Origin of the sequence: Amycolatopsis sp. NPDC088138, from assembly GCF_044741685.1 — a bacterium.
Taxonomy (GTDB): domain Bacteria; phylum Actinomycetota; class Actinomycetes; order Mycobacteriales; family Pseudonocardiaceae; genus Amycolatopsis.
The window spans coordinates 689,382-715,637 of record NZ_JBIUTB010000005.1 but is presented as its reverse complement, the minus strand read 5'-3'; the positions used below and the strand labels follow the sequence as shown (position 1 = coordinate 715,637).

General features: G+C 71.8%; 26 protein-coding genes. 6 read left to right on the top strand and 20 right to left on the bottom strand.

Annotation, left to right across the window (positions count from 1 at the left end):
* Positions 1-168: 168 nt before the first annotated feature.
* Together ACIOD2_RS29885 and ACIOD2_RS29880 are read left to right on the top strand one after the other, a co-directional pair.
* Positions 169-987, top strand: coding sequence for a GH25 family lysozyme (locus tag ACIOD2_RS29885; protein WP_400545116.1), 819 nt, complete (start codon positions 169-171; stop codon positions 985-987).
* Between the two features lie 79 nt (positions 988-1,066).
* The gene (locus ACIOD2_RS29880) at positions 1,067-2,413 is read left to right on the top strand and encodes a hypothetical protein (RefSeq protein ID WP_400545113.1); all 1,347 of its coding nucleotides are present in this window, start codon (positions 1,067-1,069) and stop codon (positions 2,411-2,413) included.
* A gap of 277 nt (positions 2,414-2,690) precedes the next feature.
* Here ACIOD2_RS29880 and ACIOD2_RS29875 read toward each other — a convergent pair whose 3' ends face one another.
* The 13 genes from ACIOD2_RS29875 to pyrR all read right to left on the bottom strand — a co-directional run bounded on the left by ACIOD2_RS29875 (position 2,691) and on the right by pyrR (position 17,365).
* Complete coding sequence (locus ACIOD2_RS29875; protein WP_400545110.1) at positions 2,691-4,808, bottom strand: primosomal protein N'; 2,118 nt, start codon at positions 4,806-4,808, stop codon at positions 2,691-2,693.
* Positions 4,809-4,914: 106 nt separating this feature from the next.
* On the bottom strand, positions 4,915-6,117 hold the full coding sequence (metK, locus tag ACIOD2_RS29870) for a methionine adenosyltransferase (RefSeq protein ID WP_323335372.1): 1,203 nt from the start codon (positions 6,115-6,117) through the stop codon (positions 4,915-4,917).
* A 93-nt stretch (positions 6,118-6,210) separates the two neighbouring features.
* Positions 6,211-7,431: a bifunctional phosphopantothenoylcysteine decarboxylase/phosphopantothenate--cysteine ligase CoaBC gene (gene coaBC, locus ACIOD2_RS29865; protein ID WP_400545107.1), complete on the bottom strand. Its 1,221-nt coding sequence runs from the start codon at positions 7,429-7,431 to the stop codon at positions 6,211-6,213.
* Positions 7,424-7,693 carry a DNA-directed RNA polymerase subunit omega gene (gene rpoZ, locus ACIOD2_RS29860; protein ID WP_005152353.1) on the bottom strand — a complete coding sequence of 90 codons (270 nt, stop codon included), beginning with the start codon at positions 7,691-7,693 and terminating at the stop codon, positions 7,424-7,426. The genes coaBC and rpoZ overlap by 8 nt, the downstream gene beginning before the upstream one ends.
* Complete coding sequence (gene gmk / locus ACIOD2_RS29855; RefSeq protein ID WP_400545103.1) at positions 7,690-8,358, bottom strand: guanylate kinase; 669 nt, start codon at positions 8,356-8,358, stop codon at positions 7,690-7,692. Before gmk ends, rpoZ begins: the two co-directional genes overlap by 4 nt.
* Positions 8,355-8,672 carry an integration host factor, actinobacterial type gene (gene mihF, locus ACIOD2_RS29850; protein WP_013224622.1) on the bottom strand — a complete coding sequence of 106 codons (318 nt, stop codon included), beginning with the start codon at positions 8,670-8,672 and terminating at the stop codon, positions 8,355-8,357. The genes gmk and mihF overlap by 4 nt, the downstream gene beginning before the upstream one ends.
* Positions 8,673-8,779: 107 nt before the next feature.
* Positions 8,780-9,628 carry an orotidine-5'-phosphate decarboxylase gene (pyrF, locus tag ACIOD2_RS29845; RefSeq protein ID WP_400545099.1) on the bottom strand — a complete coding sequence of 283 codons (849 nt, stop codon included), beginning with the start codon at positions 9,626-9,628 and terminating at the stop codon, positions 8,780-8,782.
* The gene (gene carB, locus ACIOD2_RS29840) at positions 9,625-12,939 is read right to left on the bottom strand and encodes a carbamoyl-phosphate synthase large subunit (protein WP_400545096.1); all 3,315 of its coding nucleotides are present in this window, start codon (positions 12,937-12,939) and stop codon (positions 9,625-9,627) included. Before carB ends, pyrF begins: the two co-directional genes overlap by 4 nt.
* Positions 12,939-14,060: a glutamine-hydrolyzing carbamoyl-phosphate synthase small subunit gene (gene carA / locus ACIOD2_RS29835; RefSeq protein ID WP_400545093.1), complete on the bottom strand. Its 1,122-nt coding sequence runs from the start codon at positions 14,058-14,060 to the stop codon at positions 12,939-12,941. The genes carB and carA overlap by 1 nt, the downstream gene beginning before the upstream one ends.
* Complete coding sequence (locus tag ACIOD2_RS29830; protein WP_400545090.1) at positions 14,057-14,551, bottom strand: transporter; 495 nt, start codon at positions 14,549-14,551, stop codon at positions 14,057-14,059. The genes carA and ACIOD2_RS29830 overlap by 4 nt, the downstream gene beginning before the upstream one ends.
* Positions 14,551-15,837, bottom strand: coding sequence for a dihydroorotase (locus ACIOD2_RS29825; RefSeq protein WP_400545087.1), 1,287 nt, complete (start codon positions 15,835-15,837; stop codon positions 14,551-14,553). The genes ACIOD2_RS29830 and ACIOD2_RS29825 overlap by 1 nt, the downstream gene beginning before the upstream one ends.
* Entirely contained in the window at positions 15,834-16,766 is a 933-nt protein-coding gene (locus ACIOD2_RS29820) for an aspartate carbamoyltransferase catalytic subunit (RefSeq protein ID WP_400545084.1), read from the bottom strand. Before ACIOD2_RS29820 ends, ACIOD2_RS29825 begins: the two co-directional genes overlap by 4 nt.
* Complete coding sequence (gene pyrR, locus ACIOD2_RS29815) at positions 16,763-17,365, bottom strand: bifunctional pyr operon transcriptional regulator/uracil phosphoribosyltransferase PyrR (protein WP_400545081.1); 603 nt, start codon at positions 17,363-17,365, stop codon at positions 16,763-16,765. Before pyrR ends, ACIOD2_RS29820 begins: the two co-directional genes overlap by 4 nt.
* 250 nt (positions 17,366-17,615) lie before the next feature.
* Between pyrR and ACIOD2_RS29810 the strand changes: the two genes are divergently transcribed.
* Positions 17,616-18,104 (top strand): transcriptional regulator, encoded by a 489-nt coding sequence (locus ACIOD2_RS29810; RefSeq protein ID WP_003096372.1) that lies wholly within the window; start codon positions 17,616-17,618, stop codon positions 18,102-18,104.
* 85 nt (positions 18,105-18,189) lie between these two features.
* Here ACIOD2_RS29810 and nusB read toward each other — a convergent pair whose 3' ends face one another.
* Genes nusB through ACIOD2_RS29795 form a run of 3 tightly spaced genes read right to left on the bottom strand, consistent with a single transcriptional unit; the run spans position 18,190 to position 20,341 of the window.
* On the bottom strand, positions 18,190-18,645 hold the full coding sequence (nusB, locus tag ACIOD2_RS29805) for a transcription antitermination factor NusB (RefSeq protein ID WP_400545072.1): 456 nt from the start codon (positions 18,643-18,645) through the stop codon (positions 18,190-18,192).
* A complete protein-coding gene (gene efp / locus ACIOD2_RS29800) occupies positions 18,645-19,208 on the bottom strand; it encodes an elongation factor P (protein ID WP_323335269.1) in 564 nt (187 codons plus the stop codon). Before efp ends, nusB begins: the two co-directional genes overlap by 1 nt.
* 44 nt (positions 19,209-19,252) lie before the next feature.
* Complete coding sequence (locus tag ACIOD2_RS29795) at positions 19,253-20,341, bottom strand: M24 family metallopeptidase (protein ID WP_400545068.1); 1,089 nt, start codon at positions 20,339-20,341, stop codon at positions 19,253-19,255.
* 120 nt (positions 20,342-20,461) lie between these two features.
* Here ACIOD2_RS29795 and ACIOD2_RS29790 point away from each other — a divergent pair, with 120 nt between their 5' ends.
* Positions 20,462-20,854 carry a hypothetical protein gene (locus tag ACIOD2_RS29790; RefSeq protein ID WP_400546175.1) on the top strand — a complete coding sequence of 131 codons (393 nt, stop codon included), beginning with the start codon at positions 20,462-20,464 and terminating at the stop codon, positions 20,852-20,854.
* Here the strand turns inward: ACIOD2_RS29790 and ACIOD2_RS29785 are convergent.
* Positions 20,824-22,347: a beta-xylosidase gene (locus ACIOD2_RS29785; protein ID WP_400545065.1), complete on the bottom strand. Its 1,524-nt coding sequence runs from the start codon at positions 22,345-22,347 to the stop codon at positions 20,824-20,826. The genes ACIOD2_RS29790 and ACIOD2_RS29785 overlap by 31 nt on opposite strands.
* A 199-nt stretch (positions 22,348-22,546) precedes the next feature.
* Between ACIOD2_RS29785 and ACIOD2_RS29780 the strand changes: the two genes are divergently transcribed.
* Both ACIOD2_RS29780 and ACIOD2_RS29775 read left to right on the top strand, forming a co-directional pair.
* Positions 22,547-22,873, top strand: coding sequence for a helix-turn-helix transcriptional regulator (locus ACIOD2_RS29780; RefSeq protein WP_400545062.1), 327 nt, complete (start codon positions 22,547-22,549; stop codon positions 22,871-22,873).
* A 1-nt stretch (position 22,874) separates the two neighbouring features.
* A complete protein-coding gene (locus tag ACIOD2_RS29775) occupies positions 22,875-23,804 on the top strand; it encodes an HD domain-containing protein (protein WP_400545059.1) in 930 nt (309 codons plus the stop codon).
* On the opposite strand, the gene ACIOD2_RS29770 is transcribed toward ACIOD2_RS29775, so the two are convergent.
* Genes ACIOD2_RS29770 through aroB form a run of 3 tightly spaced genes read right to left on the bottom strand, consistent with a single transcriptional unit; the run spans position 23,801 to position 26,249 of the window.
* On the bottom strand, positions 23,801-24,715 hold the full coding sequence (locus ACIOD2_RS29770) for a GNAT family N-acetyltransferase (protein ID WP_400545056.1): 915 nt from the start codon (positions 24,713-24,715) through the stop codon (positions 23,801-23,803). The two genes, ACIOD2_RS29775 and ACIOD2_RS29770, sit on opposite strands and share 4 nt — an antisense overlap.
* The gene (gene aroQ / locus ACIOD2_RS29765; protein ID WP_247049129.1) at positions 24,712-25,143 is read right to left on the bottom strand and encodes a type II 3-dehydroquinate dehydratase; all 432 of its coding nucleotides are present in this window, start codon (positions 25,141-25,143) and stop codon (positions 24,712-24,714) included. The genes ACIOD2_RS29770 and aroQ overlap by 4 nt, the downstream gene beginning before the upstream one ends.
* Complete coding sequence (gene aroB, locus ACIOD2_RS29760; protein ID WP_400545053.1) at positions 25,140-26,249, bottom strand: 3-dehydroquinate synthase; 1,110 nt, start codon at positions 26,247-26,249, stop codon at positions 25,140-25,142. The genes aroQ and aroB overlap by 4 nt, the downstream gene beginning before the upstream one ends.
* Between the last annotated feature and the right edge of the window lie 7 nt (positions 26,250-26,256).

Sequence of the window (26,256 nt, the reverse complement as noted above, 5' to 3'; positions counted from 1 at the left end):
CAAGCGCCGGACGTCCCTTTCGTCCGGTCCGTTACCGATTCACGGGCTCGGCCACAGCGAGAAATTGAATCACATGGAGCAGTGACATGACCTGCGTAGATGTAACAGACTCTCTTCGCGCGGCCCTGCACAGCCGCGCATCGCGAGGGCAACCGAAAGGACACATCGATGACAGCACCACGACGGGGGTGGCGGCGCCTGTTCGCCGCCGCGCTCGCGGTCTCGGCCTCCCTGCTGGTCGTGACCGCCGCCGGCGCCTCGGCGTCGCCGGGGCTCCCGGACCAGAACGCCACCGGCAACCACGAGATGGGCGCGGCGATCCGCGCCCACGACGGTGTCGCACCCGCCGGCTTGGCCCCGGCGTCGGTCGACGCGAGCGTCCCCGGCATCGACGTCAGCTCGTACCAGGGCAATGTCAACTGGGCGTCGTACTGGAGCGCGGGCAAGAAGTTCGCCTACGTCAAGGCGACCGAGGGCACGGGCTACGTCAACGCCTACTTCAGCCAGCAGTACACCGGTTCGTACAACGTCGGCATGATCCACGGGGCCTACCACTACGGCCGCCCGGACCTCTCCGGCGGCGCCGCGCAGGCCGACTACTTCGTCGCCCACGGCGGCAGCTGGTCGAAGGACGGCAAGACGCTGCCGGGCACGCTCGACATCGAGTGGGGCCCGAACAACGCGTGCTACGGCAAGACCGCGGCGCAGATGGTCGCGTGGATCAAGGCGTTCAGCGACGAGTACCACAAGAAGACCACCCGCTGGCCGGTCATCTACACGGCGACGAGCTGGTGGAGCCAATGCACCGGCAACACGGGCGACTTCAGCTCGACGAACCCGCTGTGGGTGGCGCGGTACGCGTCGTCGGTGGGGACGCTGCCGTACAAGTGGGGGTTCTACACGTTCTGGCAGTACAGCTCTTCGCCCATCGACCAGGACCAGTTCAGCGCGGACATCTCGCGCCTGAAGGTGCTGACGACCGGCTGATCCCGACTTCCGCGGGTTCCGCGGGTGGCGTGGTCGACGGAAGACTCGGCCGCGTCACCCACGCCGTGGAGGGAAACCCGTGCGCCTGACCGCTCTGCTGCCCCTGCTCGCCGCCGTCCCGCTCTTCGCCTTCCCCGCCGTCGCCACGGCCTCGCCGGGGTGCTTCGACACTTCCGTCCCGCTGACCGTGGAGGAACAGCGGCTCACCGCGACCCTGCCGGCCGGCGGTCCCGCCGTCGGCCCCGAGCTCGTCCGGCTGGCCGGGCTGGATCCCTTGGTGGCCGGGGTGAAGCACGATCTGTGCGCGGCGCGGACCCCGCGCCGGGCCGAGCGGGTCGTCACCCAGGCCGGCGACCGGCTGTGGCGGACGGCCGTCGACCGCGCCCAGGGACGCCGTCCGGATCTCGGCACGCTCGACCGGTTCGACGACCGGCCGTTGTACTGGGCGCGGCTGCAGCTCAGCAGCGCGCTGCGGCAGTGGGCGCCCGCGTTTCCGGTGCCGGAACGCGCTTCCCTGCTCGCGGCGTTCGACCGGGGCTCGCGCGGTCTCGACGACGTCCGGTTCCCGCTCGGGAAGACGCGGCGGGTCATGGTGAGCGGCTTCGACCCGTTCCAGCTGGACGGCACGGGCGTCCGGATCTCGAACCCGGCCGGGGCGTCGGCGCTGCAGCTCGACGGGCGCGTGCTGGACACGCCGTCCGGCCCCGCCGTCGTGCAGGCGGTGAGTTTCCCGGTGGTCTGGGGCTACTTCGACGAAGGCATCGTCGAAGCGGCGTACGGCTCGGCCCTGCGCGACCGCGCGCGGCGGCCCGACGTGCTGATCACGATCAGCCAGGGCCGGCCGGGCCGGTTCGACATCGAACGCTGGGCCGGCGCCTGGCGCGGCGGTTTCCCGGACAACAACAACGTTTCGGTGACCGGCGGTGTCCCGCCCGCGGCGGGCTGGCCGCAGCCGGACGTCCAGTTCATCGAGACGACGCTGCCGTACCAGCGGATGCTGGCCGCGCCGGCCGGCGCGTACCCGGTGAACTTCAACCAGTCGTTCTGCGTGTGGCCTGATTCGGCGCACCCCGGCGCGGGCACGCCGGTGTGCCGTGCGGACGCCCCGGCCGCGGGCGAGATCGCGGCGTCGGGCGGTGGCGGGAACTACCTGTCGAACGAATCGATGTTCCGTGCCAACCGAATCCGCCTGGGCCTGAACCTGACGTCGGTGGCCGGCGGCCACCTGCACACGCCGGTCCTGGGCGAGCCCACGGATCCGGCGGCCCTGACGGACCCGGCTTTCGAGTCCCGCCGCCAGGCGATCGCGGCCCAGGTGGTCACCTTGGCTACGGCCGCTGCGAGCACGTCCGGCCCGGAGACCCCGCCGCAGGCAACGGAATCCCCGCGCGCCGCCCTCGAATCGCTCCCCGGCACGGTGCTCTGACGCCGTGTCGTCCCGCCAATCACCCGTGTCGACTCCCCAATCACGGGTGATGCCCCTCTGATCCCGCGAGATGCCCGCCCAATCACGCGTGATGCCTCTTCAATAACGCAAGATCGCTCCCCGATCACGCGAGTTCCGCCTCCGGTTACGCGAGATCGGAGTTTCCCCACGCGCGACGGGGCTTTCCGCGTGATCCAGCGGGCATCACCCGTGATTGAGGAGGCATCACCTGTGATTGAAGGGGCATCACTCGTGATTGGGGGGTCGACACGAATCGCTAGATGAGTTCCATCGGGTCCAGCTGGATGCGGATTGGTTCTGTTGCCTTGCGGGCGTCTCGCCGGGCTGCGGCCGCGTGGATTGCCGCGGCCAATGCCTTTCCCTCGGCTCGGGAAACCCGGACCAAGGCGCGTTCTCGCTCCGCGTTGCCCTCTTCGTCCACCTCGCCGAGCGGGACTGGGCCCAGGACTTCGCCCGAAGAAGGGAGCGGGAGGTCGTCCAGGAGGGCGGCGACCGCGTCCGGGGTGCCCTCGACGCTCGCCATCCTCATCGCCGGGGGGAAGCCCAGCTCGCGGCGCTCTCCCAACTCCTGCGAGGCGTGCCACGCCGGGTCCCAGCGGACCAGGGCCTGGACCACCGCCATGCCCGCCTCGGCGCCGACGATCACTCGGCCGCCCGAAGAAGCGGGACGCACCAGGGCCGCTGCGGCCATCCAGCGGCGGAGGGTTTCCTCGCCTGCCCGCAGGTCCTGGCGGCCCAGCAACGCCCAGCCGTCCAGCAGCAACGCCGCGCCGTAGCCGCCTTCGGCCACTGGTTCCGCGCCCGGGGTGCACACCACCAGCGCCGGTTTGCCTGGGACCGAAGCGAGCACCTCCGTCGCGCCGGAAGTGCGGACCGGGACGCCGGGGAAAGCCCGGCCCAGTTCTTCCGCTGTGCGCTTCGCGCCGACGATCACCGCTCGCAGGCGGACCGAGCCGCACGCCGCGCAGCGGAAGGCCGTTTCCGGGACGCCGCACCAGCGGCACGCCGGTGGCTTCGGCTGGCCGTCGATCGAGCCGCCCGGCAGGGCGAGGGGGCCGGCGCAGCGGCGGCAGTGCGCGGGGGTGCGGCAGTTTCCGCACGCCAGGCCGGGGACGTAGCCACGGCGGGGTACCTGGACCAGCGTCGGGACGCCCGCCGCGAACGCCTGGCGTGCCGCTTCGAACGCCACCGCCGGGAGGCGGGCGACGCGGGCGGCTTCGTCGCGGGCGACGTCGAAGTCCTCGCCGACCGGGGTGACGCGCGGGGCGGCCGCGCGCAGCACCGTGCGGTCGGCCAGCACCGGGGCCGCCCAGCCGGACTCGACGAGCAGCTGGGCCTCCGCGGTGCGGGCGAACCCGCCGACCAGCAGGGACGCCTTCGCCGTGTGCGCGCGGTCCATCAGCACGTCCCGGACGTGCGGGTACGGCGCGTGCTGGTCGAGGTGCAGGTCGTCGCCGTCGTCCCAGACGACGAACAGGCCCGGCTCGGCGACCGGCGCGAACATCGCCGCCCGCGTGCCGACCACCACCCGCACCGCGCCGCGTTGCACCGCGAGCCAGCGCCGGTACCGCTCGGCGGGCCCGAGCCCGGCGATCAGCGCGACGACGCCGTCTTCCCCCACCAGCGACACGCACGCCTCGTGCACCCGCGTCAGGTCGCGGTGGTCCGGCACGACCAGCACAGCGCCGTGCCCGGCCGCGGCGGCCGTCGCCGCGGCCTCGGCCAGCCGGCGCGGCCAGTCCTCCCCCGGCAGGGCCTGCCAGACGGCGTTGGCGGGCTTTCCCTCGGCCAGCGCCTCCAGGAACGCCGGGCCACGCTGGTAACGCGCCCAAGCGTCGCCATCCGGCGCCTCCGGGAACGCCGCGAGCGAAGCCGGCGGCTCCCCCTCGACCTTCGCGTGCCGGGGCGGGATCGCGAGCCGCAGGACGTCCGACAGCGTGCCGCCGTAGCGGTCGGCCACCGCGCGGCACAGCGCGTGCAGCGACGGCGTCAGCACCGGCTCGGCGGAGGTGACGCGGTCCAGGAAGGCCAGCTTGCTGCCGTAGTCGCTCGTCTCGGCGCGCTCGACGAGGTAACCGTCGACCAGCTGCCCGGCGAACCGGACGCGGACCCGGCAGCCCGGCACGGCCGTCTCGTGCAGCTTCTCCGGCACGCGGTAGTCGAAAGTCCGGTCGAGGTGGGCCAGCGGGATGTCGACGACGATCCGCGCGACGGACCGCTCGGGCGCGGGCTGCTGGGCGCCCTTCGCCTTCTCCCCCGGCTTCGGCGCCTTCGACGGCTTCTTCCGGGCACGCGACGGCACCGCGGCTTTCGCGGCGGCGGGTGGCGGCTCCTCGGGAAGCTCCCAGAGGGCGGCGGGCTCGGAACTGCTCACCCCGAGATCTCTACCAGACCCCTCCGACACCCCGGACGCCAGAACGCCGTGAAGGCCACCTTCAGGGACATAGAGTCCCTCAAGGTGGCCTTCACGGACCGGACGGTCAGGCTCCCGCGGCGGCCTTCAGGGCCTCGGCGCGGGCCGTGCTCTCCCAGGGGAGGCCCAGCTCCGGACGGCCGAAGTGGCCGTACGCGGCGGTCGGGGCGTAGATCGGGCGCAGCAGGTCCAGGTCGCGGATGATCGCGGCCGGGCGCAGGTCGAACACCTCGGTGATGGCCTGCTGGATCTTCGACGGGTCCACCGTCTCGGTCCCGAACGTCTCGACGAACAGGCCGACCGGGGCCGCCTTGCCGATCGCGTACGCGACCTGCACCTCGGTCCGCGTGGCCAGCCCGGCCGCGACGACGTTCTTGGCGACCCACCGCATGGCGTACGCGGCGGAGCGGTCGACCTTCGACGGGTCCTTGCCGGAGAACGCGCCGCCACCGTGGCGGGCCATGCCGCCGTAGGTGTCGACGATGATCTTGCGGCCGGTCAGGCCGGCGTCACCCATCGGGCCGCCGATGACGAAGCGGCCGGTCGGGTTGACCAGCAGCCGCGCGCTGGAGGTGTCGATGCCCAGGCCCTCGAGCTCGGGGCCGACGACGTGCTCCTTGACGTCGACGCTGAGCATCTTGTCCAGGTCGATGCCGTCGGCGTGCTGCGAGGACACGACCACGGTGTCGAGGCGGACCGGCTGGTCGCCGGCGTACTCGATGGTCACCTGGGTCTTGCCGTCCGGGCGCAGGTACGGCAGCACGCCGTCCTTGCGGACCGCGGTCAGCCGCTTCGACAGCCGGTGCGCCAGCGCGATCGGCAGCGGCATCAGCTCCGGGGTGTCGGAGCAGGCGTAGCCGAACATCAGGCCCTGGTCGCCCGCGCCCTGGCGGTTGATCTCGTCCTCGTCGGACTCGACGCGGGACTCGTAGGCGGTGTCCACGCCCTGGGCGATGTCGGCCGACTGCGACCCGATCGCGACGTTGACGCCGCACGAGTTGCCGTCGAAGCCCTTCGCGGAGGAGTCGTAGCCGATCCGCAGGATGACGTCGCGGACGATGGTGGGGATGTCGGCGTAGGCCTCGGTGGTCACCTCACCGGCGACGTGCACCTGGCCGGTGGTGATCAGGGTCTCGACCGCGACGCGGCTGCGCGGGTCCTTCGACAGCAGGCCGTCGAGGATCGAGTCGCTGATGGCGTCACAAATCTTGTCGGGGTGTCCTTCGGTCACCGACTCCGAGGTGAACAATCTGCTGCTAGACGCGGTCACGGTGGCCGTCACTTCCTCACCTAGTCGTCGGATGCCCCGGTACTTAGGCACCCCTTACCTGTGCAAGCGTACTGACTATCGCTCGGGAGTCAGTCAACGCTTCATGAAGCTCACAACAGCGTCCCACAGAGTGGACGCGAGCTCCGATTTCCGAGCCAGGGGGATGGGGATTTCCGTGCCGTCCGCACCGAGGAGCCATCCCGAATTGTCCTCGGTGCCGAACGCCTTGCCGTCCCCGACCGCGTTGACCATCAGCAGGTCGGCGCCCTTGCGCTTGAGCTTCACGCGGGCGTGGTCGAGGACGCTGCCGTGCTCGTCGCCGGTCTCGGCGGCGAACCCGACGACGACCTGGCCACCGCGCCGGTTCCGCACCAGTTCGGCGAGGATGTCGGCGTTGCGGTCCAGGGTGATGACCGGATCCGGCTGGTCGTCGGACTTCTTGATCTTGTGATCGGCCCGGGTCGCCGGCCGGAAGTCGGCGACGGCGGCGGCCATCACGACGACGTCGGCCGTTGCGGCCTCGGCGTGCACCGCCTGGCGCAGCTCCTCGGCCGTCGAGACGTGCCGCACCACCGCGCCCGCCGGGTCCGGCAGGGCGACCGTGTGCGCGGCGACCAGGGTGACCTCGGCGCCGCGCTGCGCGGCGACGCGGGCCAGCGCGTACCCCTGCTTGCCGGAGGAGCGGTTGCCCAGGTAGCGGACGGGGTCGAGGGGCTCGCGGGTGCCGCCGGCCGAGATGACCACGCGGACGCCTTCGAGGTCGCGCGGCAGGGCGCCGGGCTTGGCCAGCAGCAGCTGGGCGAGGTCGACGATCTCGGCGGGGTTCGCCAGCCGGCCCTTGCCGGTGTCCACACCGGTCAACCGGCCCGAATCGGGCTCGGCGACGATCAGGCCGCGGGAGCGCAGCAGGGCGACGTTGTCGCGGGTCGCCGGGTGCTCCCACATCTCCGTGTGCATCGCCGGGAAGAAGGCGATCGGGCACCGGGCGGTGAGCAGGGTGTTCGTCAGCAGGTCGTCCGCGATGCCGTGGGCGGCCTTCGCGAGGAGGTTCGCGGTGGCCGGGACGACCACGACGAGGTCGGCCTCCTTGCCGACGCGGACGTGCTGGACCTCCGGCACCTCGGTGAACACGCCGGTGTGCACCGGGTGGCCGGAGAGGGCTTCGAAGGTGGCCGCGCCGACGAAGTTCAGCGCGGCTTCGGTGGGTACCACGCGGACGTCGTGACCGGACTCGGTCAGCCCCCGCAGGACCTCACAGGCCTTGTAGGCGGCGATGCCGCCGCCCACGCCCAGGACGACGCGGGGTTTACTCACCCTCGGTGTGCTCGAGCAGGCCACCGTGGATCTCGCGCAGCGCGATCGAGAGCGGCTTCTCGCGCGGGCCCGGCTCGACGAGCGGGCCGACGTACTCGAGCAGGCCCTCGCCCAGCTGGGCGTAGTAGTCGTTGATCTGGCGGGCACGCTTGGCCGAGTAGATCACCAGCGCGTACTTCGAGCTGACCTTCTCCAGAAGGTCGTCGATCGGCGGGTTGGTGATGCCCTCGAGCTCTTCGTGCAGGGTCGCCTGAGTCGTCACTCGTGGTGCTCCGAATCCGTTGGACTACCGGCGGCAAACTGCTCGCCGGTAATCAAGTTTAGCAAGTGCTCAGCGGCCTCACGCACGTCGGCGTTGACGAGGCGCTCGTCGAACTCGCCGGCGGCGGCCAGTTCACGCTCCGCTTCCGCCAGCCGGGCCTGCACGGCGGCCTCGCTCTCGGTGCCGCGCCCGGTGAGCCGGCCGACCAGCTCCTCCCACGACGGCGGCATCAGCATCACCAGCCGGGCCTCCGGCATCGCCTTGCGGACCTGCCGGGCGCCCTGGAGCTCGATCTCCAGGATCGCCGGGCGGCCGTCGGCGAGAGCCTTCTCGACCGGCTCGCGCGGGGTGCCGTAGCAGTTGCCCGCGAACTCGGCCCATTCGAGAAGCCTGCCGTCGGCGACCATCGCGTCGAATTCGACGCGATCGACGAAGTGGTAGTGCGCCCCGTCGATCTCACCGGGGCGCGGCTTGCGCGTGGTGACCGAGACGCTGAAGTAGATGTCGGGCTCCAGCTTCCGCAGTTCGCCCACCACACTCGACTTCCCGACACCGGACGGCCCCGATACGACGGTGAGCCGGTGCCGGGGGATGTCCCCCGCCACCGGCTCACTGCCGCGGTCGGCGTCCCGGCTCACCGGGTAGTCACGACCGACGCCGCTCACTCGCCGCTGAACTCGGCCAGCAGCGCCTTGCGCTGCCGGTCGCCGAGGCCGCGGAGACGACGGCTGGGGGCGATCTCCAGTCGTTCCATGGTCTGCTGCGCGCGGACCTTGCCGACGCCCGGAAGGGCCTCGAGCAGAGCCGAAACCTTCATCTTGCCGAGGACTTCGTTCTCCTCGGCCTGCTTCAGCACGTCGACCAGAGTGGTACCGCCCCGCTTCAGCCGCTCCTTCAGCTCAGCACGGATCTTGCGAGCAGCGGCGGCCTTCTCCAGCGCCGCAGCGCGCTGTTCCTCTGTCAGCTGGGGAAGTGCCACGTTTTCCTCCGGTAGTTCTCAAATCTGGGTGGGTGACGCGACGGTACCCACCCGTGAGCACCGGCCACAATGCGGGGGTGGCTGGTGGGACTGGATTCCGGGGCCTGCTATTGGCCGTTTTCCTGCGGGTCGGCCAGCAGTTCGGCGACACGTTCGACCGCTTGGCGCAAAGCGGGTTGCTCCGGTCCGTGACGCAGCAGGTCACGGGACGATGCGGGCAGCACTCCTGGTAGTCCCACCCCGAAAAGGGCCCTCAAATCGCCCACAGTGGCGCCCTGGGCCCCGAAACCGGGCGCCAGCACGGGTCCGTTCAGCTGTGAGAGGTCCAGTTCGCCCGGCGCGACGGTCGCGCCGACGACGACACCGATATCGCCGAGCGGCCCCGCTTGAGCGTTGAGTGCCGCCGCGGAATCCACGATTCCCTGTGCCACGGTGCGTCCGTCGGGCAGCCGCGCGTTCTGCACGGCCGCCGCTTCCGGGTTCGAAGTTCGCGCAAGCACGAAGACGCCGCGCCCCGCGGCGGTCGCCGTGGCCGCGCACTGGGCCAAAGAGCCGAACCCGAGGTACGGCGAAACGGTGATCGCGTCCGCCGCGATCGCGGCGCCGTCGGCCACGTACGCGGCCGTGTAGGCCGCCATCGTGGACCCGATGTCGCCGCGCTTGACGTCCAGCAGCACCAGCGCGCCCGCTTCGCGCGCCGTTTCCACCACCCGTTCCAGCACCCGGACACCCGCGGCGCCGAAACTTTCGAAGAACGCCGACTGCGGCTTCACGATCGCCGTGTGCGCCGCCAGTACCTCGGTGGCGGACAGCGCGAACCGTTCCAGGCCCGACGCGTCCACCGGGAGTCCCCAGGCCTCGATGAGGCCCGGGTGGGGGTCGATCCCGGCGCACAGCGGGCCCCGGGCGGCGACGGCCTTCGCCAGCCGCGCCCCGAACCGCTCGGGGGCGCTCACGACTTCGCCTTCAGCGCCGCCTGCAGCTCCTGCAGGGACGTGACGCCGATGTCGCCCCGGATCAGTGCCTCGATGCCGTGCACGGCCGCCGCGGCGCCCTGCACGGTCGTCACGCACGGGATGTCGCGCGACACCGCGGCGGTGCGGATCTCGTAACCGTCGATCCGCGGGCCGCTGTTGCCGTACGGGGTGTTGATGACCATCTCGACCCCGCCCGCGAGGATCAGGTCGACGATGTTCGGCTCGGCCTCGCTGGAACCCTCGTAGTGCTTGCGCACCACGGTGCACGCGACCCCGTTGCGCCGCAGCACTTCCGCGGTGCCGGAGGTGGCGAGGATCTCGAACCCGAGGTCCGCCAGGCGCTTCACCGGGAACACCAGCGAGCGCTTGTCGCGGTTGGCGACCGAGACGAACACCCGCCCGGACGTCGGCAGCGAGCCGTAGGCCCCGCTCTGCGACTTGGCGAACGCCTTGCCGAAGGAGACGTCGACGCCCATCACCTCGCCGGTGGACTTCATCTCCGGGCCCAGCAGGGAGTCGACGCCGTGGCCTTCGGGGGTGCGGAAGCGGTGGAAGGGCAGCACGGCCTCCTTCACCGCGATCGGCGAGTCGGCCGGCATCCGCCCGCCGTCACCCTCGGCCGGCAGCACGCCGCTGCCGCGCAGGTCCTTGATCGTCGAGCCGGTCATGATCAGCGCGGCGGCCTTGGCCAGCGGCACCGCCGTGGCCTTCGACACGAACGGCACCGTGCGCGACGCCCGCGGGTTCGCCTCGAGGACGTACAGGACGTCGTCCTTGAGCGCGTACTGGACGTTCAGGAGCCCGCGGACGCCGACCCCGCGCGCGATCGCCTCGGTGGAGCGCCGGACGGCCTCGAGGTCGGTGTGCCCGAGCGTGATCGGCGGCAGCGCGCACGAGGAGTCGCCGGAGTGGATCCCGGCCTCCTCGATGTGCTCCATGACGCCGCCGAGGTAGAGCTCCTCGCCGTCGTACAGCGCGTCGACGTCGATCTCGATGGCGTCGTCGAGGAACCGGTCCACGAGCACCGGGTGGTCGGGGTTGATCTCGGTGGCACGGCTGATGTAGCCGGCGAGGGTCTCCTCGTCGTAGACGATCTCCATGCCGCGCCCGCCGAGCACGTAGGACGGCCGGACCAGCACCGGGTAGCCGATCTCGTCGGCGATCCGCTTGGCGCCCTCGAACGACGTCGCCGTGCCGTAGCGCGGCGCGGGCAGCCCGGCCTCGGTGAGCACCTCGCCGAACGCGCCGCGGTCCTCGGCCAGGTTGATGGCCTCCGGCGGCGTGCCGACCACCGGCACCCCGGCGTCGGCGAGCTTCTTCGCCAGGCCCAGCGGGGTCTGGCCGCCGAGCTGGACGATGACGCCGGCGACCGTGCCGGACGCCTGCTCGGCGTGCACCACCTCGAGGACGTCCTCGAAGGACAGCGGCTCGAAGTACAGCCGGTCGGAGGTGTCGTAGTCGGTGGACACGGTTTCCGGGTTGCAGTTGACCATGACGGCCTCGAACCCGGCCTCCCGCAACGCGATCGCCGCGTGCACGCAGGAGTAGTCGAACTCGATGCCCTGGCCGATCCGGTTCGGGCCCGAGCCGAGGATGAGCACCTTCGGCTTTTCCGTCTGCGCGGCCACTTCGGACTGCGCTTCGGGATCGGACTCGTAGGCCGAGTAGTGGTACGGCGTGGTGGCGGCGAACTCGGCCGCGCAGGTGTCGACCGTCTTGAACACCGGCCGCACGCCGAGGCGGTGGCGCAGCGCGCGGACGCCGTCCTCGCCGGCCAGCTCCGGGCGCAGCGCGGCGACCTGGCGGTCCGACAGGCCGGTGCGCTTGGCGCGGCGCAGCAGGTCGCCGTCCAGCACCGGGGCGTCGCGGACCTCGGCGCCGACCTCGCCGATCAGGGCGATCTGGTCGATGAACCACGGGTCGATGCCGGAGGCCTCGTGCACCTGCTGCACGGTGCCGCCCAGGCGCAGCGCGCGTTCCACTTCGTACAGCCGGCCCTCGTGCGGCACGCGCAGGGCGTCCAAAGTGGACTCCAGCGTGGCGCCCCCGGGGTCGGGCAGCGTCCAGAAGCCGGTGGCCTTGGTCTCGATCGACCGCATCACCTTGCCGAGCGCCTCGGGGAAGCTGCGGCCGAAGGACATCGCCTCGCCGACGCTCTTCATCGTCGTGGTCAGCGTCGGGTCCGCGCCCGGGAACTTCTCGAAGGCGAACCGCGGCATCTTGACCACGACGTAGTCCAGCGTCGGCTCGAACGCCGCCGGGGTCACGCCGGTGATGTCGTTGGTGATCTCGTCGAGGGTGTAGCCGATGGCGAGCTTCGCGGCGATCTTGGCGATCGGGAAGCCGGTCGCCTTGCTCGCCAGGGCACTGCTCCGGGACACCCGCGGGTTCATCTCGATGACGACCATCCGGCCGTCGGCCGGGTTGATCGCGAACTGGATGTTGCAGCCGCCGGTGTCGACGCCGACCGCGCGCAGCACGTCGATGCCGACGTCGCGCATCACCTGGTACTCGCGGTCGGTGAGCGTCATCGTCGGCGCGACGGTGACCGAGTCGCCGGTGTGCACGCCCATCGCGTCGACGTTTTCGATCGAGCAGACGACCACGACGTTGTCGCTCTTGTCGCGCATCAGCTCGAGCTCGTACTCCTTCCAGCCGAGCACGCTCTCCTCGATGAGCACCTCGGTGACCGGCGACTCGTCGAGGCCGGTGGAGGCGAGGCGTTCGAGCTCTTCGGGCGTGTGCGCCATGCCGGAGCCGAGCCCGCCCATGGTGAAGGACGGCCGGATGACGACCGGCAGGCCCAGTTCCTTCACCGTGTCCCGGACGTCCTCCATGGTGTTGCACACGCGGCTGCGCGGGGTCTCGGCACCGACCTCGGCGACGATGTTCTTGAACTTCTGCCGGTCCTCGCCGCGCTGGATGGCGTCGATGTCGGCACCGATCAGCTCGACGCCGTACTTGGCGAGCACCCCGCGCTCGTGCAGGGCGACCGCGCAGTTGAGCGCCGTCTGCCCGCCCAGGGTGGCGAGGATCGCGTCCGGCCGCTCCGCCGCGATGACCTTCTCGACGAAGTCCGGCGTCACCGGCTCGATGTAGGTGGCGTCGGCGAACTCGGGGTCGGTCATGATGGTCGCCGGGTTCGAGTTCACCAGTGACACGCGCAGGCCTTCGCTGCGCAGCACCCGGCAGGCCTGGGTACCGGAGTAGTCGAACTCCGCGGCCTGCCCGATCACGATCGGCCCGGAGCCGATCACCAGCACGTGCTGGATGTCCGTCCTCTTCGGCATCAGGCCTTCTTCTCCATGAGCGAAACGAAATCGTCGAACAGGGGCGCGGCGTCGTGCGGACCGGCCGCCGCTTCGGGGTGGTACTGCACGGAGAACGCCGGGACGTCGAAGGCCCGCAGGCCCTCGACCGCGCCGTCGTTCGCGCAGTAGTGGCTGACCTGAGCCGCGCCGAAGGGCGACTCGAAGCGCTGCCCTGGCTCGCCTTCGAGGGCGAAGCCGTGGTTCTGCGCGGTGATCGCGACCCGCTTGGTGACCACGTCGATCACCGGGATGTTGATGCCGCGGTGGCCGTAACGCATCTTGTACGTCCCCAGCCCGAGCGCGCGGCCCAGGACCTGGTTGCCGAAGCAGATGCCGAACAGCGGGATCTCGCGGCCGAGGACCTGCTGGGTCAGCTCGGTGGCGTGCACCGTGGTGGCCGGGTCGCCGGGGCCGTTGGAGAGGAACACGCCGTCCGGCTCGATCGCGAGCAGGTCGTCGATCGTGCTGCTCGAGGGCAGCACGTGCACCTCGATGCCGCGGGCGACCAGCTGGCGCGGGGTGTTGGACTTGATGCCCAGGTCCAGCGCGGCCACCCGGAAGCGCGTCTCACCGGACGGCGAGACGACGTACGGCTTCGGTGTCGAGACCTGGCCGGCCAGGTCGGCGCCCTCCATCTTCGGGCTGGCGAGGACCTCGGCGACCATCTCGTCGACCGTGCCCAGCGCGTCACCGGAGAAGACCCCGGCGCGCATCGCGCCGAGCTCGCGCAGGTGCCGGGTCAGCGACCGGGTGTCGACCTCGGCGATGCCGACGATGCCCTGGTCCACCAGCTCGTCGTCCAGCGAGCGCTTCGAGCGCCAGTTGGACGGCGTGCGCGCGGGGTCGCGCACCACGTAGCCGTTGACCCAGATCTTCGACGACTCGTCGTCCTCGTCGTTCCAGCCGGTGTTGCCGATCTGCGGCGCCGTCTGCACCACGATCTGCCCGTGGTAGGACGGGTCGGTCAGCGTCTCCTGGTAGCCGGTCATGCCGGTGCAGAACACCGCCTCGCCGAGGCTCCGCCCTCGCGCGCCGTAGGCGGCGCCGCGGAACACCCGGCCGTCTTCGAGTACCAGTGCGGCCTGAGCGCGCGCGTTCACTGGGCACCTCCCTTGATCTTCAGCTCTTCGATCCACTGTGGATAGTCGTCGAGTTCGTCACCGCGGAAGCCGGTGTCGAGCCCGGTCTCGCCGGCCCGCCAGGTGATGACCAGCAGGGCGTCGGTGCCCATCACCTTCCCGGCGATCTTGTTGTCGCGCCGGACCCCGGTGATCGCCTCACGCGGGATCCAGAAGTCGGGGGCGCCGCCGCGTTCGACCGCGACGCCGCCTTCGTGAAGCCGCCAGACCGCGCCGGTGCGCAGCCCCGCGCCGCGCGTGACGACCCGGTTCTGCCACTCCCCCGCGATGGTCGTGGCGACGTAGACGCCGGTGGACTCCAGCAGGATCGCACCCGGGTCACTGGGGATTTGCTCGAACGGCGGCACCTGCACGCTCTGCGAGCGCGCCTTGCGGCGCCAGCCGAGGTACATGCCCCACAGGCACAGCAGGAAGAAGGCGACGATCGCCAGCACCAGCCACAGGCGTTCCATCAGCAGATCTTCCCGTCCCGGGCGGTGACCCGCCCGCGCAGCAGCGTCGCGGTCACCACGCCGGGCAGCCGCATTCCCTCGTACGGGGTGTTGGCGGCGATGCTCGCCAGCTCCGCACCCCGGACCGTCCACTCGGCGTCCGGGTCGACCAGGGCCAGGTTCGCCGGCTCGCCGGCCGCGATCGGCCGGCCGTGGTCGGGCAGGTTCCCGATCTCGGCGGGACGCTCACTCATCACCCGGGCGACGCCGCGCCAGTCGAGCAGCCCGGTGCGGACCATGGTTTCGGCCACGATGGACAGTGCCGTCTGCAGCCCGAGCATGCCCGGTCGCGCGGCCGCCCACTCCGTGTCCTTGTCCTGCACCGCGTGCGGGGCGTGGTCGGTGGCGACGCAGTCGATGACGCCCTCCGCCAGGGCCGCGCGCAGTTTCTCGGCGTCGGATTCGGTGCGCAGCGGCGGGTTCACCTTGTTGACCGGGTCGTAGGTGGCCAGGCGCTCGTCCGTCAGCAGCAGGTGGTGGGGCGTGACCTCGGCCGACACCTTCGTGCCGCGGTCCTTGGCCCAGCGCAGCACGTCCGCGGTGCCCGAAGTGGACACGTGGCAGACGTGCAGCCGGGCCTTCGCGTGCAGCGCGAGCAGGCAGTCGCGCGCCACGATGGACTCCTCGGCGGCGGCGGGCCAGCCGGTGTAGCCCAGCCGCGCGGCCTGCTCGCCCTCGTGGGCCTGGGCGCCGACGGTCAGCCGCGGTTCTTCGGCGTGCTGCGCGATGACGGCGTCCAGCGCGGTCGAGTATTCCAGCGCGCGGCGCATCAGCAGCGGGTCGGCGACGCAGAGGCCGTCGTCGGAGAACACCTTCACCCGCGCCTGCGACGCGGCCATCGTGCCCAGCTCGGCGAGCCGCTCGCCCTTGAGCCCGACGGTCACCGCGCCGACCGGGTGGACGTCGACCAGGCCGACCTCCTGCCCGCGCCGCCACACGTGCTCGACGATCACGGCGTTGTCGGCGACCGGGTCGGTGTTGGCCATGGCGAACACCGCGGTGTAACCGCCGAGCGCCGCCGCGGCCGAGCCCGAGTCGATCGTCTCGGTGTCCTCGCGGCCGGGCTCGCGCAGGTGGGTGTGCAGGTCGACGAAGCCGGGCAGCAGCACCTGGCCGTGCGCTTCGATGATTTCGGCGTCCTCGGGTGCCTGGACGACACCGATCGCGGTGATCACGCCGTCCTCCACCAGGACGTCGACGGGATCACCCTCGCCGTAGGGCCGGGCGCCCTTGATCAGCGTGCTCACGCGGCGGCTCCTTCACTGGCCAAGAGGTGGTAGAGGACCGCCATGCGGACGTGCACGCCGTTGCGGACCTGTTCGGTGATGGCCGAGGCCGGGGAGTCGGCGACCGCGCTCGCGATCTCCATCCCGCGCAGCATCGGGCCGGGGTGCAGCACGACCGCGTGGTCCGGCAGCAGCTTCTGGCGCCGTTCCGAGAGTCCGTACGCAATCGAGTACTCACGTGCCGAGGGAAAAAACCCGCCGTGCATCCGTTCCGCCTGGACACGCAGCATCATCACCGCGTCGACCGCGGGCAGCTCGGCGTCCAAGTCGTGTGAAACGGTCACCGGCAGGCTCTCCACGCCGTAAGGCAGCAACGTCGGCGGCGCGACGAGCACCACCTCCGCGCCCAGGGCCGAGAGCAGGTGCAGGTTCGAGCGGGCGACCCGGCTGTGCAGCACGTCGCCGACGATCGCGATGCGACGGTCCTTCAAGGACCCCAGCCGCTCCCGCAGCGTCGCCGCGTCGAGCAGCGCCTGGGTCGGGTGCTCGTGCGTGCCGTCGCCGGCGTTGACCACCGACGTACCGGGCTCGGCGAGCCAGCCCGCGAGCCGCTGGGCGGCGCCGCTGGCGGGGTGCCGGACGATCACGCAGTCGGCGCCCGCGGCGGCCAGCGTCAGCGCGGTGTCCCGCAGGGATTCGCCCTTGTTGACCGAGGAGCTGGACGCCGAGACGTTGATCACGTCGGCGCTCATCCACTTCCCGGCGATCTCGAACGACACCCGGGTACGCGTCGAGTTCTCGTAGAACAGGGTGATCACCGTGCGGCCACGCAGCGTCGGCAGCTTCTTGACCTCGCGGCCGAGCAGGGTGTGCTTCAGCTCGTCGGCGGTGTCCAGCACGGCCGTGGCCAGCACCGGATCCAGCCCGTCGGTGGCGAGCAGGTGCTTCACGAATCTTCTCCAGAGGCTTCTTGGGTCGCGCGGAGCAGCACCGAGTCACGGCCGTCGATCTCCGCGAGCAGGACCGACACGCCCTCGGTGCGGGCGGTCGGCACGTTCTTGCCGACGTAGTCGGCGCGGATCGGCAGCTCACGGTGACCTCGGTCGACGAGCACCGCCAGCTGGACCGCGCGGGGGCGGCCATGATCACGGAGGGCATCGAGCGCGGCCCGGATCGTCCGGCCGGAGAAGAGCACGTCGTCGACCAGGATCACCACCCGGTCGTCGATCCCGCCGGGCGGCAGCTGCGTCTGCTCGAGCGCGCGGGGCGGGCGGCGGCGCAGGTCGTCCCGGTAGAGGGTGACGTCGAGGGCACCGGTCGGCGGGCGGACTCCGGAGAACTCGCCGATCTTGCCGGCGAGGCGGGTCGCGAGGGGGGTGCCGCGGGTGGGGATCCCCAGCAACACGGGCGGGGTAGTGCTCTCCGCACCGTTCGCGGTCTTTTCGATGACCTGATGGGCCATTCGGGCGATCGTGCGCGCGACGTCGCCGGCTGTCAGGAGCTCGCGCTCCCCAGCCGAACCAGCCGCGTCACGAGGACGTGACGACACTGCGGACTCCTTCCCCGCCTCACCGGACGGGTCCTTAAAGGACGTCTGTTCCCCTGCTGGTCGGGGCTTTCGCACCGACAGTAGCAGGCACTTTGCTCAGCCTTACGGGTGGTGTGGCGTGATTCGCGGCAAGCTCGCGCTTGACCTGGTGACAACAATGCGTAACCATTACTCTGAGTATTCGACTCGAAGAGTCCCCTGGAGCCGGTCACCCCGACCGGGAAGGGGGTGGAGAACGGAGAACGACCAGATGGGCGATTACGCCAAGGCGCTCGGGGCCAAGCTCCGCGGGATCCGCCAGCAGCAGGGCCTGTCCCTGCACGGGGTCGAGCAGAAGTCCGGTGGGCGCTGGAAGGCCGTCGTCGTCGGCTCGTACGAGCGTGGCGACCGTGCCGTCACCGTGCAGAAGCTGGCCGAGCTGGCCGACTTCTACGGCGTGCCGGTGGTCGAGCTGCTGCCCGAGGGCCGAGTCCCCTCCGGCGCCGAGCCCGCCACCAAGATCGTGATCAACCTGGAGCGCCTGCAGCAGCTGCCGGCGGAGAAGGTGGGCCCGCTGGCCCGCTACGCCGCGACCATCCAGAGCCAGCGCGGCGACTACAACGGCAAGGTGCTCTCGATCCGGACCGAGGACCTGCGGTCCCTGGCGATCATCTACGACATGACGCCGGGCGAGCTGACCGAGCAGCTCATCGACTGGGGTGTCCTCCCGCCGGAGGCACGTCCGTCCAAGGAAGACTGATCGCGGGTGCGCGAAACCGACGCAGTGAGCGTTCCCCGGTGGGGCACCGGAGACGCTCACTGACTCGTCGGGGGGCTCGCAGCACCTAGAGAACGGCGCGCAGGCGGTCGGCGATCGTGCCGATCCGGCCCAGCACGCCGTTGACGAACCGCGGCGAGTCGTCCGTGGACAGTTCCTTCGCCAGGCCCACGGCCTCGTCGATCGCGACCGGGTCCGGCACGTCCTCGGCCCAGAGCAGCTCGTAGACCCCGACCCGCAGCACCGCGAGGTCGACCTTCGGCATCCGCTCCAGGGTCCAGCCCTGCGCGTGCTCGGACAGCAGCTCGTCGATCCGCGGCCGTCGGGTGGTGACGCCCTCGACCAGGCTGATCGTGTAGTCCCCGATCGGGTCGACCTCGGTCGCGCCGACGCGGTCGGCCAGCAGCGTCACCGGATCGGTGTCGCGCTGCGCGGCCTCGTAGAGCATCTCCACGGCCCGGCGGCGCGCCTGCCGGCGGCTGATCGAGCCGCCGCGGTTCGGGTGGGGCTTCGAAGTCGGCATCAGCTGGAGACGCGGCCCAGGTAACGGCCGTCACGGGTGTCGACCTTGATCTTCTCGCCGGTGGACAGGAAGAGCGGGACCTGGATCTCCGCGCCGGTCTCCAGCGTCGCCGGCTTGGTGCCGCCGGTGGAGCGGTCGCCCTGCAGGCCGGGGTCGGTGTGCTGGATGAGGATCTCGACCGAGGTCGGGAGCTCGACGTAGAGCGCCTCGTTCTCGTGCACCGCGACCTGGACCTCGGTGTTCTCCAGCATGTAGTTGGCGTTGTCGCCGACGACCGCGGCCAGCACCGTGATCTGGTCGTAGGTGTCGCCGTCCATGAACACGAAGTCCTGGCCGTCCTTGTACAGGTAGGTCATGTTCCGGCGGTCCACCGTGGCCGTCTCGACCTTCGTGCCCGCGTTGAACGTCTTGTCGACCACCTTGCCGGTGAGCACGTGCTTGAGCGTCGTGCGCACGAAGGCACCGCCCTTGCCCGGCTTCACGTGCTGGAACGCGGTGACGGTCCACAGCTGGCCCTCGAGGTTGAGGACGAGCCCGTTCTTCAGGTCGTTGGTCGTGGCCACGAGCTTGCAGTCTCCTGTGTCGATCTTAGGGTTCGGGGCCGCCGTCAGACGGCCACGAGGTTCTTGGTGCTCAGGGTGAGGAGCTCGGGCTCCCCAGCCCGCACGACGAGCGTGTCCTCGATGCGCACGCCACCGCGCCCCGCGAGGTAGACGCCGGGCTCGACGGTGACCGCCATACCGGCGGACAGTGTACCGACGCCCGTGGCGGCGAGGCTGGGCGCCTCGTGGATCTGCAGGCCGACGCCGTGGCCGAGGCCGTGGGCGAACGCGTCCCCGCGCCCCGCGGCGACGATCACCGACCGGGCCGCGGCGTCCACATCGGACACTTCGGCACCGGGCGCGAGGGCGTCCACCCCGGCCGCCTGCGCGGTGTGCACGAGGTCGTACACCTCCCGCTGCCAGTCCGCCGGCTCGCCGAGGACGAACGTGCGTGTCATGTCCGAGTGGTAGCCGTCGACGGTGGCGCCGAAGTCCAGCTTGACGAAGTCGCCGCGCTTCAGCTCGGCGTGCGTCGGCCGGTGGTGCGGGATGGCCGAGTGCGCGCCGGCGGCCACGATCGAGGCGAAGCTGGGCTCGCCGGAGCCGTGTTCCAGCATCCGGTTCTCCAGGTCGCGGGCCACTTCCAGCTCGGTCCGCCCGGGCCGCAGGCCGCCGGCGGCGACCAGGTCGTCGAGCGCGCGGTCGGCCGCGGCGCACGCCTGCCGCAGCGCGTCGATCTCGGCCTCGTCCTTGATCAGCCGCAGCCGCTCGACCAGGCCGGGGGTCCTCGTCAGCTCGACGTGCTTCCGGAGGCCTTCGTACTCTTCGACGCTCACGTGCTGGCTCTCGAACCCGATCCGCCCGTACGCCGCGGCGTCCTTCGCCGCGCGCTTGACCAGCGCGGCGGCACTCGCCCGGTCGACGACCTTGTCGAGGTCGGGGACCTCGACGGCGGACTGGGTGGTGTAGCGGCCGTCGGTGCAGAACAGCGTCCCGGCGTCCCCGCCCGCGTGCACCAGCACGGCGGCGTTCGAGCCGGTGAACCCGGTCAGGTAGCGGATGTTCAGCAGGTCGGTGACCAGCAGCGCGTCGACACCCGCATCGGTGAGCGAGTCCCGCAGCGCCGCGCGGCGGCGTCCATGGGTTTCAGGCACTTCCCCACCCTAGTGGCGCCGCGGCGAGACGTTCGTCGGATCCGCACGCTGACGAAGCGACTCGCCAGTAGGCAGCCTAGACTCCGCAGGATGAGTGCCTGGGTGTTGCGCGGACTCGGGATGGCGGTGCTGCACGGCGCGGCCATCACCCTCCTCGCCAAGTACGCCGTCTACCACCCCACCGACCAGACGCTGGTCGTGTCGCTCGCGCTCGCCGTGCTCGTCGGCGCCGCCGCGCTGTGGAGCGCGCTGGACGCCTGGCGCGGGCTGCCCGAGCGCGGGAAGGTCTGGTTCATCTCGGCGCTGATCGCCGGGCCGGTCGCCGGGATCCTCTACGTCGTCGGGCGCGCCGTGTTCGTCGACCAGACCGGGGTCTCCGAGCTGGGCGGCGCGCTCACCGGCGGCGCCGCGTTCTCCGCGCTGCTGGTGCTGATCCCCGCCGGGCTGGGGCTGTTCGTCGGCGGGCGCGTCGGCGGCCGGGCTCAGCCGCCGAGCGAGGAACCCGGCGCGTAGCCGTCCCACTGCGCGGTCGTCAGAGCGTGCGGGGACGAGCCGTTGAGCGCCACGACGCCGTCGTCCGGCACCCGCCACAGCCGGTGGTCGTCGAGCACCAGCCCGAACCCGCGGCCCGGCGCCAGCACCGCTTCGGCGCCCGACCTCAGCCGCGCCACCACCGGCAGTGACGCCACCGCGGGCGGCGCCTTCTCCAGCAGCTCGCCGGCCAGCGCCGCGGCCACCCCGCGCCGGTCGACCCGCACCCGCTTCCCGGCCCGGACCAGGTCCATCGTCCGTTCCGGGGACGGCATCGTGACGCCGTCGAAGGTCGCGGCGACCCGGGCGGCGGTCCCGCAGGCCTGGCTGCCCCGCAGGTCGAGGCCGAAGTGGCGCAGGCCGGTCGGCGCGGCCGCCCCGCCGATCGCGGTGGCGCGCACGACGTCGAACGGCACCCGGTCGCACGGGTCGGCCGTCGACAGCGGTGCGTGGCCGTCCGCGCGGCGCACCAGGCCGGGCCCTTCCTTCCACGGCCCGGGAACCACGACCGGCTGGAACGGGTGCTCGGCGAAGTCGGCCGTCCAGAACGTGAGCGTGGTGCCGCCGTCGGTCTCGTGCGCGATGACCCACGCGTCGAGCGCGCCGGCCCACATCAGGTCCGCGCTGAAGCCGTCGACGACCGACCGCTGCCGCGGCGCGGTCGTCGAGGCGACCGGGACGAACCCGCCGACGTCGAGGGCCTGCACCCCGGACGCGAAGGCCGGGTCCGGCGAGCGGAGCACGAACTGCCCGGCGCCGTTCTCGCCCGCGGCGCGGCCGGTGGTGTCGGTGAACATCAGGTAGAACCAGCCGTCGAGGTAGACCGCCGAGGGCTGGCCGGCGCCGTAGACGTTGGCGCGGTGCAGGTCGTGCGACGGCCCGAGGATCGGCTTCCCGCCCGCCGCGCGGGTCCAGTGCACGCCGTCGCCGCTGGTCGCGAGCCCGATCGCGTTGCCGAGCGCGTGGTCGCCGGCGGCACCGGTGTAGTACAGGTAGTAGGTCGAGCCGACACGCAGCACCGACGGGTCGCAGGTGTGCATGCCGTCGAAGCTCCCGGGCGCGCCGGAGAACACCGCCGCCGGGATCCCGCCGCCGGGCCCGGTGAACGGGCCGTCGATGGACTGCGCCTGGGCGTAGAGGACGTCGTCCCCGGCCGGTCCGGCGCCGCCGTACTGGCTGCACCACCACATCCGCGTCAGCCCGTGGTCGAGCATCACGGTCGGGCCGTAGTTGTAGACGGCGTCCGCCCCGCCCGCGGCGATCACACCGCCACTCTGCCGGGGGTCACTCGAAGCGAGTTTGACGTCGCTGGGCCGGGGCGGCGCGGTGGTCTTGCCCCCCGCGATGGCGGGCTTGTCCCCTGCCGCCTGCGGCTGGGCGTAACCCTCGGTACAGCCCGCGAGCAGGAGCCCGGCCAGCACGCCGGCGAGGAGGGCACGAGCGGGTCGCCGACCCCCACGACGAAACGGGCTCACGGCACCGGAGTGTAGCGAGATGAAACTCGATCAGGTGACGCAGCTCCCTGTCGGCGGTCACTCGATCTTGAACCCCGATTTCCCCTGCGCCGACCGGCCCCGACGCGCCTCCGCCGGACGGCTCATCCGCTCGGCCGACCGGGCGGACCTGCACCGCGACGGTGTTCATGCAGCTCACCGGCTAGGTAAAGTTTGAGCTATGCCGAGGATGACAGTGCAGACCGGGATGATCCTCGAAGAGCTGATCAGGGATCCCGCCGAGGCCAAGTACGGCCTCGAGCTGATGAAGGCGGCCCACCTGAAGTCCGGCACCGTCTACCAGATCCTGGCGCGCCTGGAGGGCGCCGGCTGGCTGACCAGCGAGATGGAGGACCCGGCCGTCCACGTAGCCGAAAGACGCCCTCGCCGCCGGCTGTACCGCCTGACCGCCGAAGGCGCCGAACAGGCGCGGCGAGTCGTCTCGGGGACGGCCTTCCGGCACCACAGTTCCCGCGCACGCAGGCTGCTCGCCGAAGGGGGCCTTTGACGTGACCGGCACCTTGCCCGACCCGCTCGCCGCCGCGGTGTCCCCCTCCCTGCCCGCCGAAGACGTACGCCTGCTCGAAGAGGCGTATTCGATCGCCGCCGACTGTCACCGGGAGCAGACGCGCAAGAGCGGCGATCCCTACCTCACGCACCCGATGGAAGTCGCCACGATCCTGGCCCGGCAGGAGGCGGGCACGGACCTCGTCTGCGCGGCCCTTCTGCACGACACGGCCTGTCCCCCGGACCGCATCCGCGACCGGTTCGGCCCCGGGGTCGCCGAACTTCTCACTGGCCTGGCCCGTCTGGAAGCCGACGGCGATGTCACGTCGGCGTCCGACGACGTCCTGCGGCTCAAGCTGGCCGACCGGCTCCACAACCTGCGCACCATCGAGTACGTCGCCCCGGCCAGGCAGCGCGTCAAGTCCGCCGAAACCCTGCGGACGCTGGTCCCGGTGGCCGCCCGCCTCAGCCTGACCGACGTCGGCCTGGAGCTGTCGGCCCTGGCCTCCGGGGTGCTGCACTCCCCCGCGCCCGCTGTTGCGCGTGGACCGTCCCAGCACGCGCTGGCCTTCGCGGCGGTGCTGCTGCCGCGTGCCGTCCGGGCCCGCTGGCTCGCCGAGTGGGCCGGCGAACTCGCCGCGCTCCCCACCGTGCGCCGCCGCGCCGGGTTCGTGGCGAGCCTGGTCGTGGCGATGCCCGGACTGTCCCGCGCGCTCCGCAAAACCGGCCCTCGCGCGCAAGGCTCCGGCGCCACCGCCGTGCTGTCCGGGGTCGCGGTCGTCGTCACGGCGTTGAACAGCACCTTCACCTGGCCGACCGCTGTCGTCGCCGTCACCGCCCTCGCCGTGCTCACCGCGGTGCTCTTCACCCGGGACGACCGCGCGGCGGCGCGCCTCCACGCGCTGATCAGGGCGTGGCGGCGACGTCGCTAACCCGCGGTCACCGGTCCTTCGAGGGCGACCAGTTCGACCTCGAAACCGGCGTCGTTCTCGAGGTAGGCCGCGTAGTGGGCGTCGCCGCCCGCGTGGGGGTACTTGTCGGCGAACAGCGGCTGCCAGCCGTGGTCGGCGGCTCGGGTGGCCAGGTCGTCGACCTGGGCACGGGTGCCGACGTGCAGCGCCAGGTGGTTCAGCCCGGGGCGGGTGCGCTCGTGCCCGGGCGCGCTCATCGCCGGGGAGGCCTCGACGACGAGGTAGCCGGCGCCGAGCCGCCAGCTGACGCCGTCCGGCCAGCGCTGGAACTCGCGCCAGCCCAGTTCGCCCAGCAGCCAGCCCCAGCTCCGCTCGGCCTCGGCCAGGCCGGGCACCCACAGCTCGATGTGGTGCGGCCGCCCGTGGGTGGCCGGCAGGGCGACCAGCACGCGGTGCAGGTCGCCGTAGTGGATGCCGCTGCCGACGTCGAGGAAACCCAGGCGCCCGGCCACTTTCCGGCTCGCCGCGTTGTTCTCGTGCACCAGCGCCCAGACCGCGGGCAGGCCGAGGCCGTCGAGCCCGTGGTCCAGCACGGCCCGGGCGGCCTCGGACGCGAGGCCCTGCCCGGCGTGCGCGGCGCCGACGTAGTAGCCCAGCTCGGGCACCCCGCCCGGCAGCTCGGACGACGGGCGCAGGTGCGCGACGCCGATCACCTCGCCGTCACGCTCGATCACCCAGTGGCCCTGCCCGGCCGGGCCGCGGTAGGCCAGCCGCCGGTCCACCATCCCGCTCGCCGCGGCCGGGTCGGAGAAGTCCGCGGCGAAGAAGCGGCTCATCTCCGGGTCCGAGAACACCTTCACGACGCTCTCGCGATCGGCCTCGACCAGCTGCCGCAGCTTCAGCCGCGACGTGGTCAGCGTCGGCAGGCTCATGCCGGGTGCGCGGCGAGCCAGCGCAGGGCCAGCGGGTAGCCGTCGACGCCGAGGCCCGCGATCACCGCGGTCGCGATGTCCGACAGCACGCTGTGGTGCCGGAACTCCTCGCGCTTGTGCACGTTCGAGATGTGCAGCTCGATCAGCGGCGCGGACAGCTGCGCCGCCGCGTCGCGGACCGCGATCGAGTAGTGCGTCCAGGCGCCGGCGTTGAGCACCACCGGGTTGCCGCCGTCGGCGGCTTCGTGCAGCCAGCCGACCAGCTCGCCTTCGTGGTCGGTCTGCCGGACCTCGACCTCGATCCCCAGTTCCTCGCCGGCTTTCACGCACAGCGCGGCGAGGTCGTCGTGGGTGGTCGAGCCGTAGACCGACGGCTCGCGCTTGCCGAGCCGCCCGAGGTTGGGGCCGTTGAACACGAACGCCTTCACAGCAGCACACTCCCGCCGTTCTTCGGGGCGTCGGCGGCGATCGCCGAGTACGCGGCGGCGAGCAGCGACGGGTCCGGGCCTTCGAGCCGGCCGGGTTTGCCGAGGCCGTCGAGGACGACGAACCGCAGCACCCCGGAGCGGGTCTTCTTGTCGCCCTTCATGGTTTCGAGCAGCTGGGACAGCGCGTCGGCGTCGTAGGTCGTCGGCAGCCCGAGCAGCTTCAGCACCGAGGCGTGCCGTTCGGCCGTGGCGTCGTCGAGCCGCCCGGCCAGGCGGGCCAGCTCGGCGGCGAACACCAGGCCGACGCTCACCGCGGCGCCGTGGCGCCACCGGTACCGCTCGCGGCGCTCGATGGCGTGGCCGAGGGTGTGGCCGTAGTTGAGGATCTCGCGCAGGTCGGACTCGCGCAGGTCGGCGGCCACGACGTCGGCCTTGACCTTGATGGACCGGCGGACCAGTTCGGCCAGCACGTCGCCGGTCGCGTCGAGCGCGGCGGCGGGGTCGGCCTCGATCAGCTCGAGGATCCGCGGGTCGGCGATGAAACCGGTCTTGACGACCTCGGCCATGCCGGCCACCAGCTCGTTGGGCGGCAGCGTCTCCAGGGTCGTCAGGTCGACGAAGACCGCGCTCGGCTCGTGGAACACCCCGACGAGGTTCTTGCCGGCCTCGGTGTTGATGCCGGTCTTGCCGCCGACCGCGGCGTCGACCATGCCCAGCAGCGTGGTCGGCACGTTGACCAGCCGGACCCCGCGCATCCAGGTGCCCGCGACGAACCCGGCGAGGTCGGTGACCGCGCCGCCGCCGAGGCCGACGACGACACCGCGCCGGTCCAGCCCCATCCGGCCGAGCACCTCCCAGCAGAAGCCGGCGACGGTGAGTGCCTTGCCGTCCTCGGCGTCCGGGATCTCGACGCGGTGGGCGTCGAGGCCCGCCGCGGCCAGCTCCTCGCGGATGGCCTCGGCGGTGGTGGTCAGCGTGGGCGGGTGGATCAGCGCGATCTTGGAGGCGTCGGCCAGCTGCGCGGTGAGCTCGCCGAGCAGGCCACGCCCGACCACGACATCATAGGGGCGGGCGGTGGCGACGGGGATGCGCACCGGTTCGGGCACGGGTGAC

Coding starts and splice junctions, on each gene's coding strand:
- ACIOD2_RS29810 (WP_003096372.1), top strand. CDS start 17,616: ATGGGCGATTACGCCAAGGCGCTCGGGGCCAAGCTCCGCGGGATCCGC.
- ACIOD2_RS29770 (WP_400545056.1), bottom strand. CDS start 24,715: ATGAGCCTGCCGACGCTGACCACGTCGCGGCTGAAGCTGCGGCAGCTG.
- ACIOD2_RS29885 (WP_400545116.1), top strand. CDS start 169: ATGACAGCACCACGACGGGGGTGGCGGCGCCTGTTCGCCGCCGCGCTC.
- ACIOD2_RS29780 (WP_400545062.1), top strand. CDS start 22,547: ATGCCGAGGATGACAGTGCAGACCGGGATGATCCTCGAAGAGCTGATC.
- carB (WP_400545096.1), bottom strand. CDS start 12,939: ATGCCGAAGAGGACGGACATCCAGCACGTGCTGGTGATCGGCTCCGGG.
- ACIOD2_RS29830 (WP_400545090.1), bottom strand. CDS start 14,551: ATGGAACGCCTGTGGCTGGTGCTGGCGATCGTCGCCTTCTTCCTGCTG.
- nusB (WP_400545072.1), bottom strand. CDS start 18,645: ATGCCGACTTCGAAGCCCCACCCGAACCGCGGCGGCTCGATCAGCCGC.
- ACIOD2_RS29790 (WP_400546175.1), top strand. CDS start 20,462: ATGGCGGTGCTGCACGGCGCGGCCATCACCCTCCTCGCCAAGTACGCC.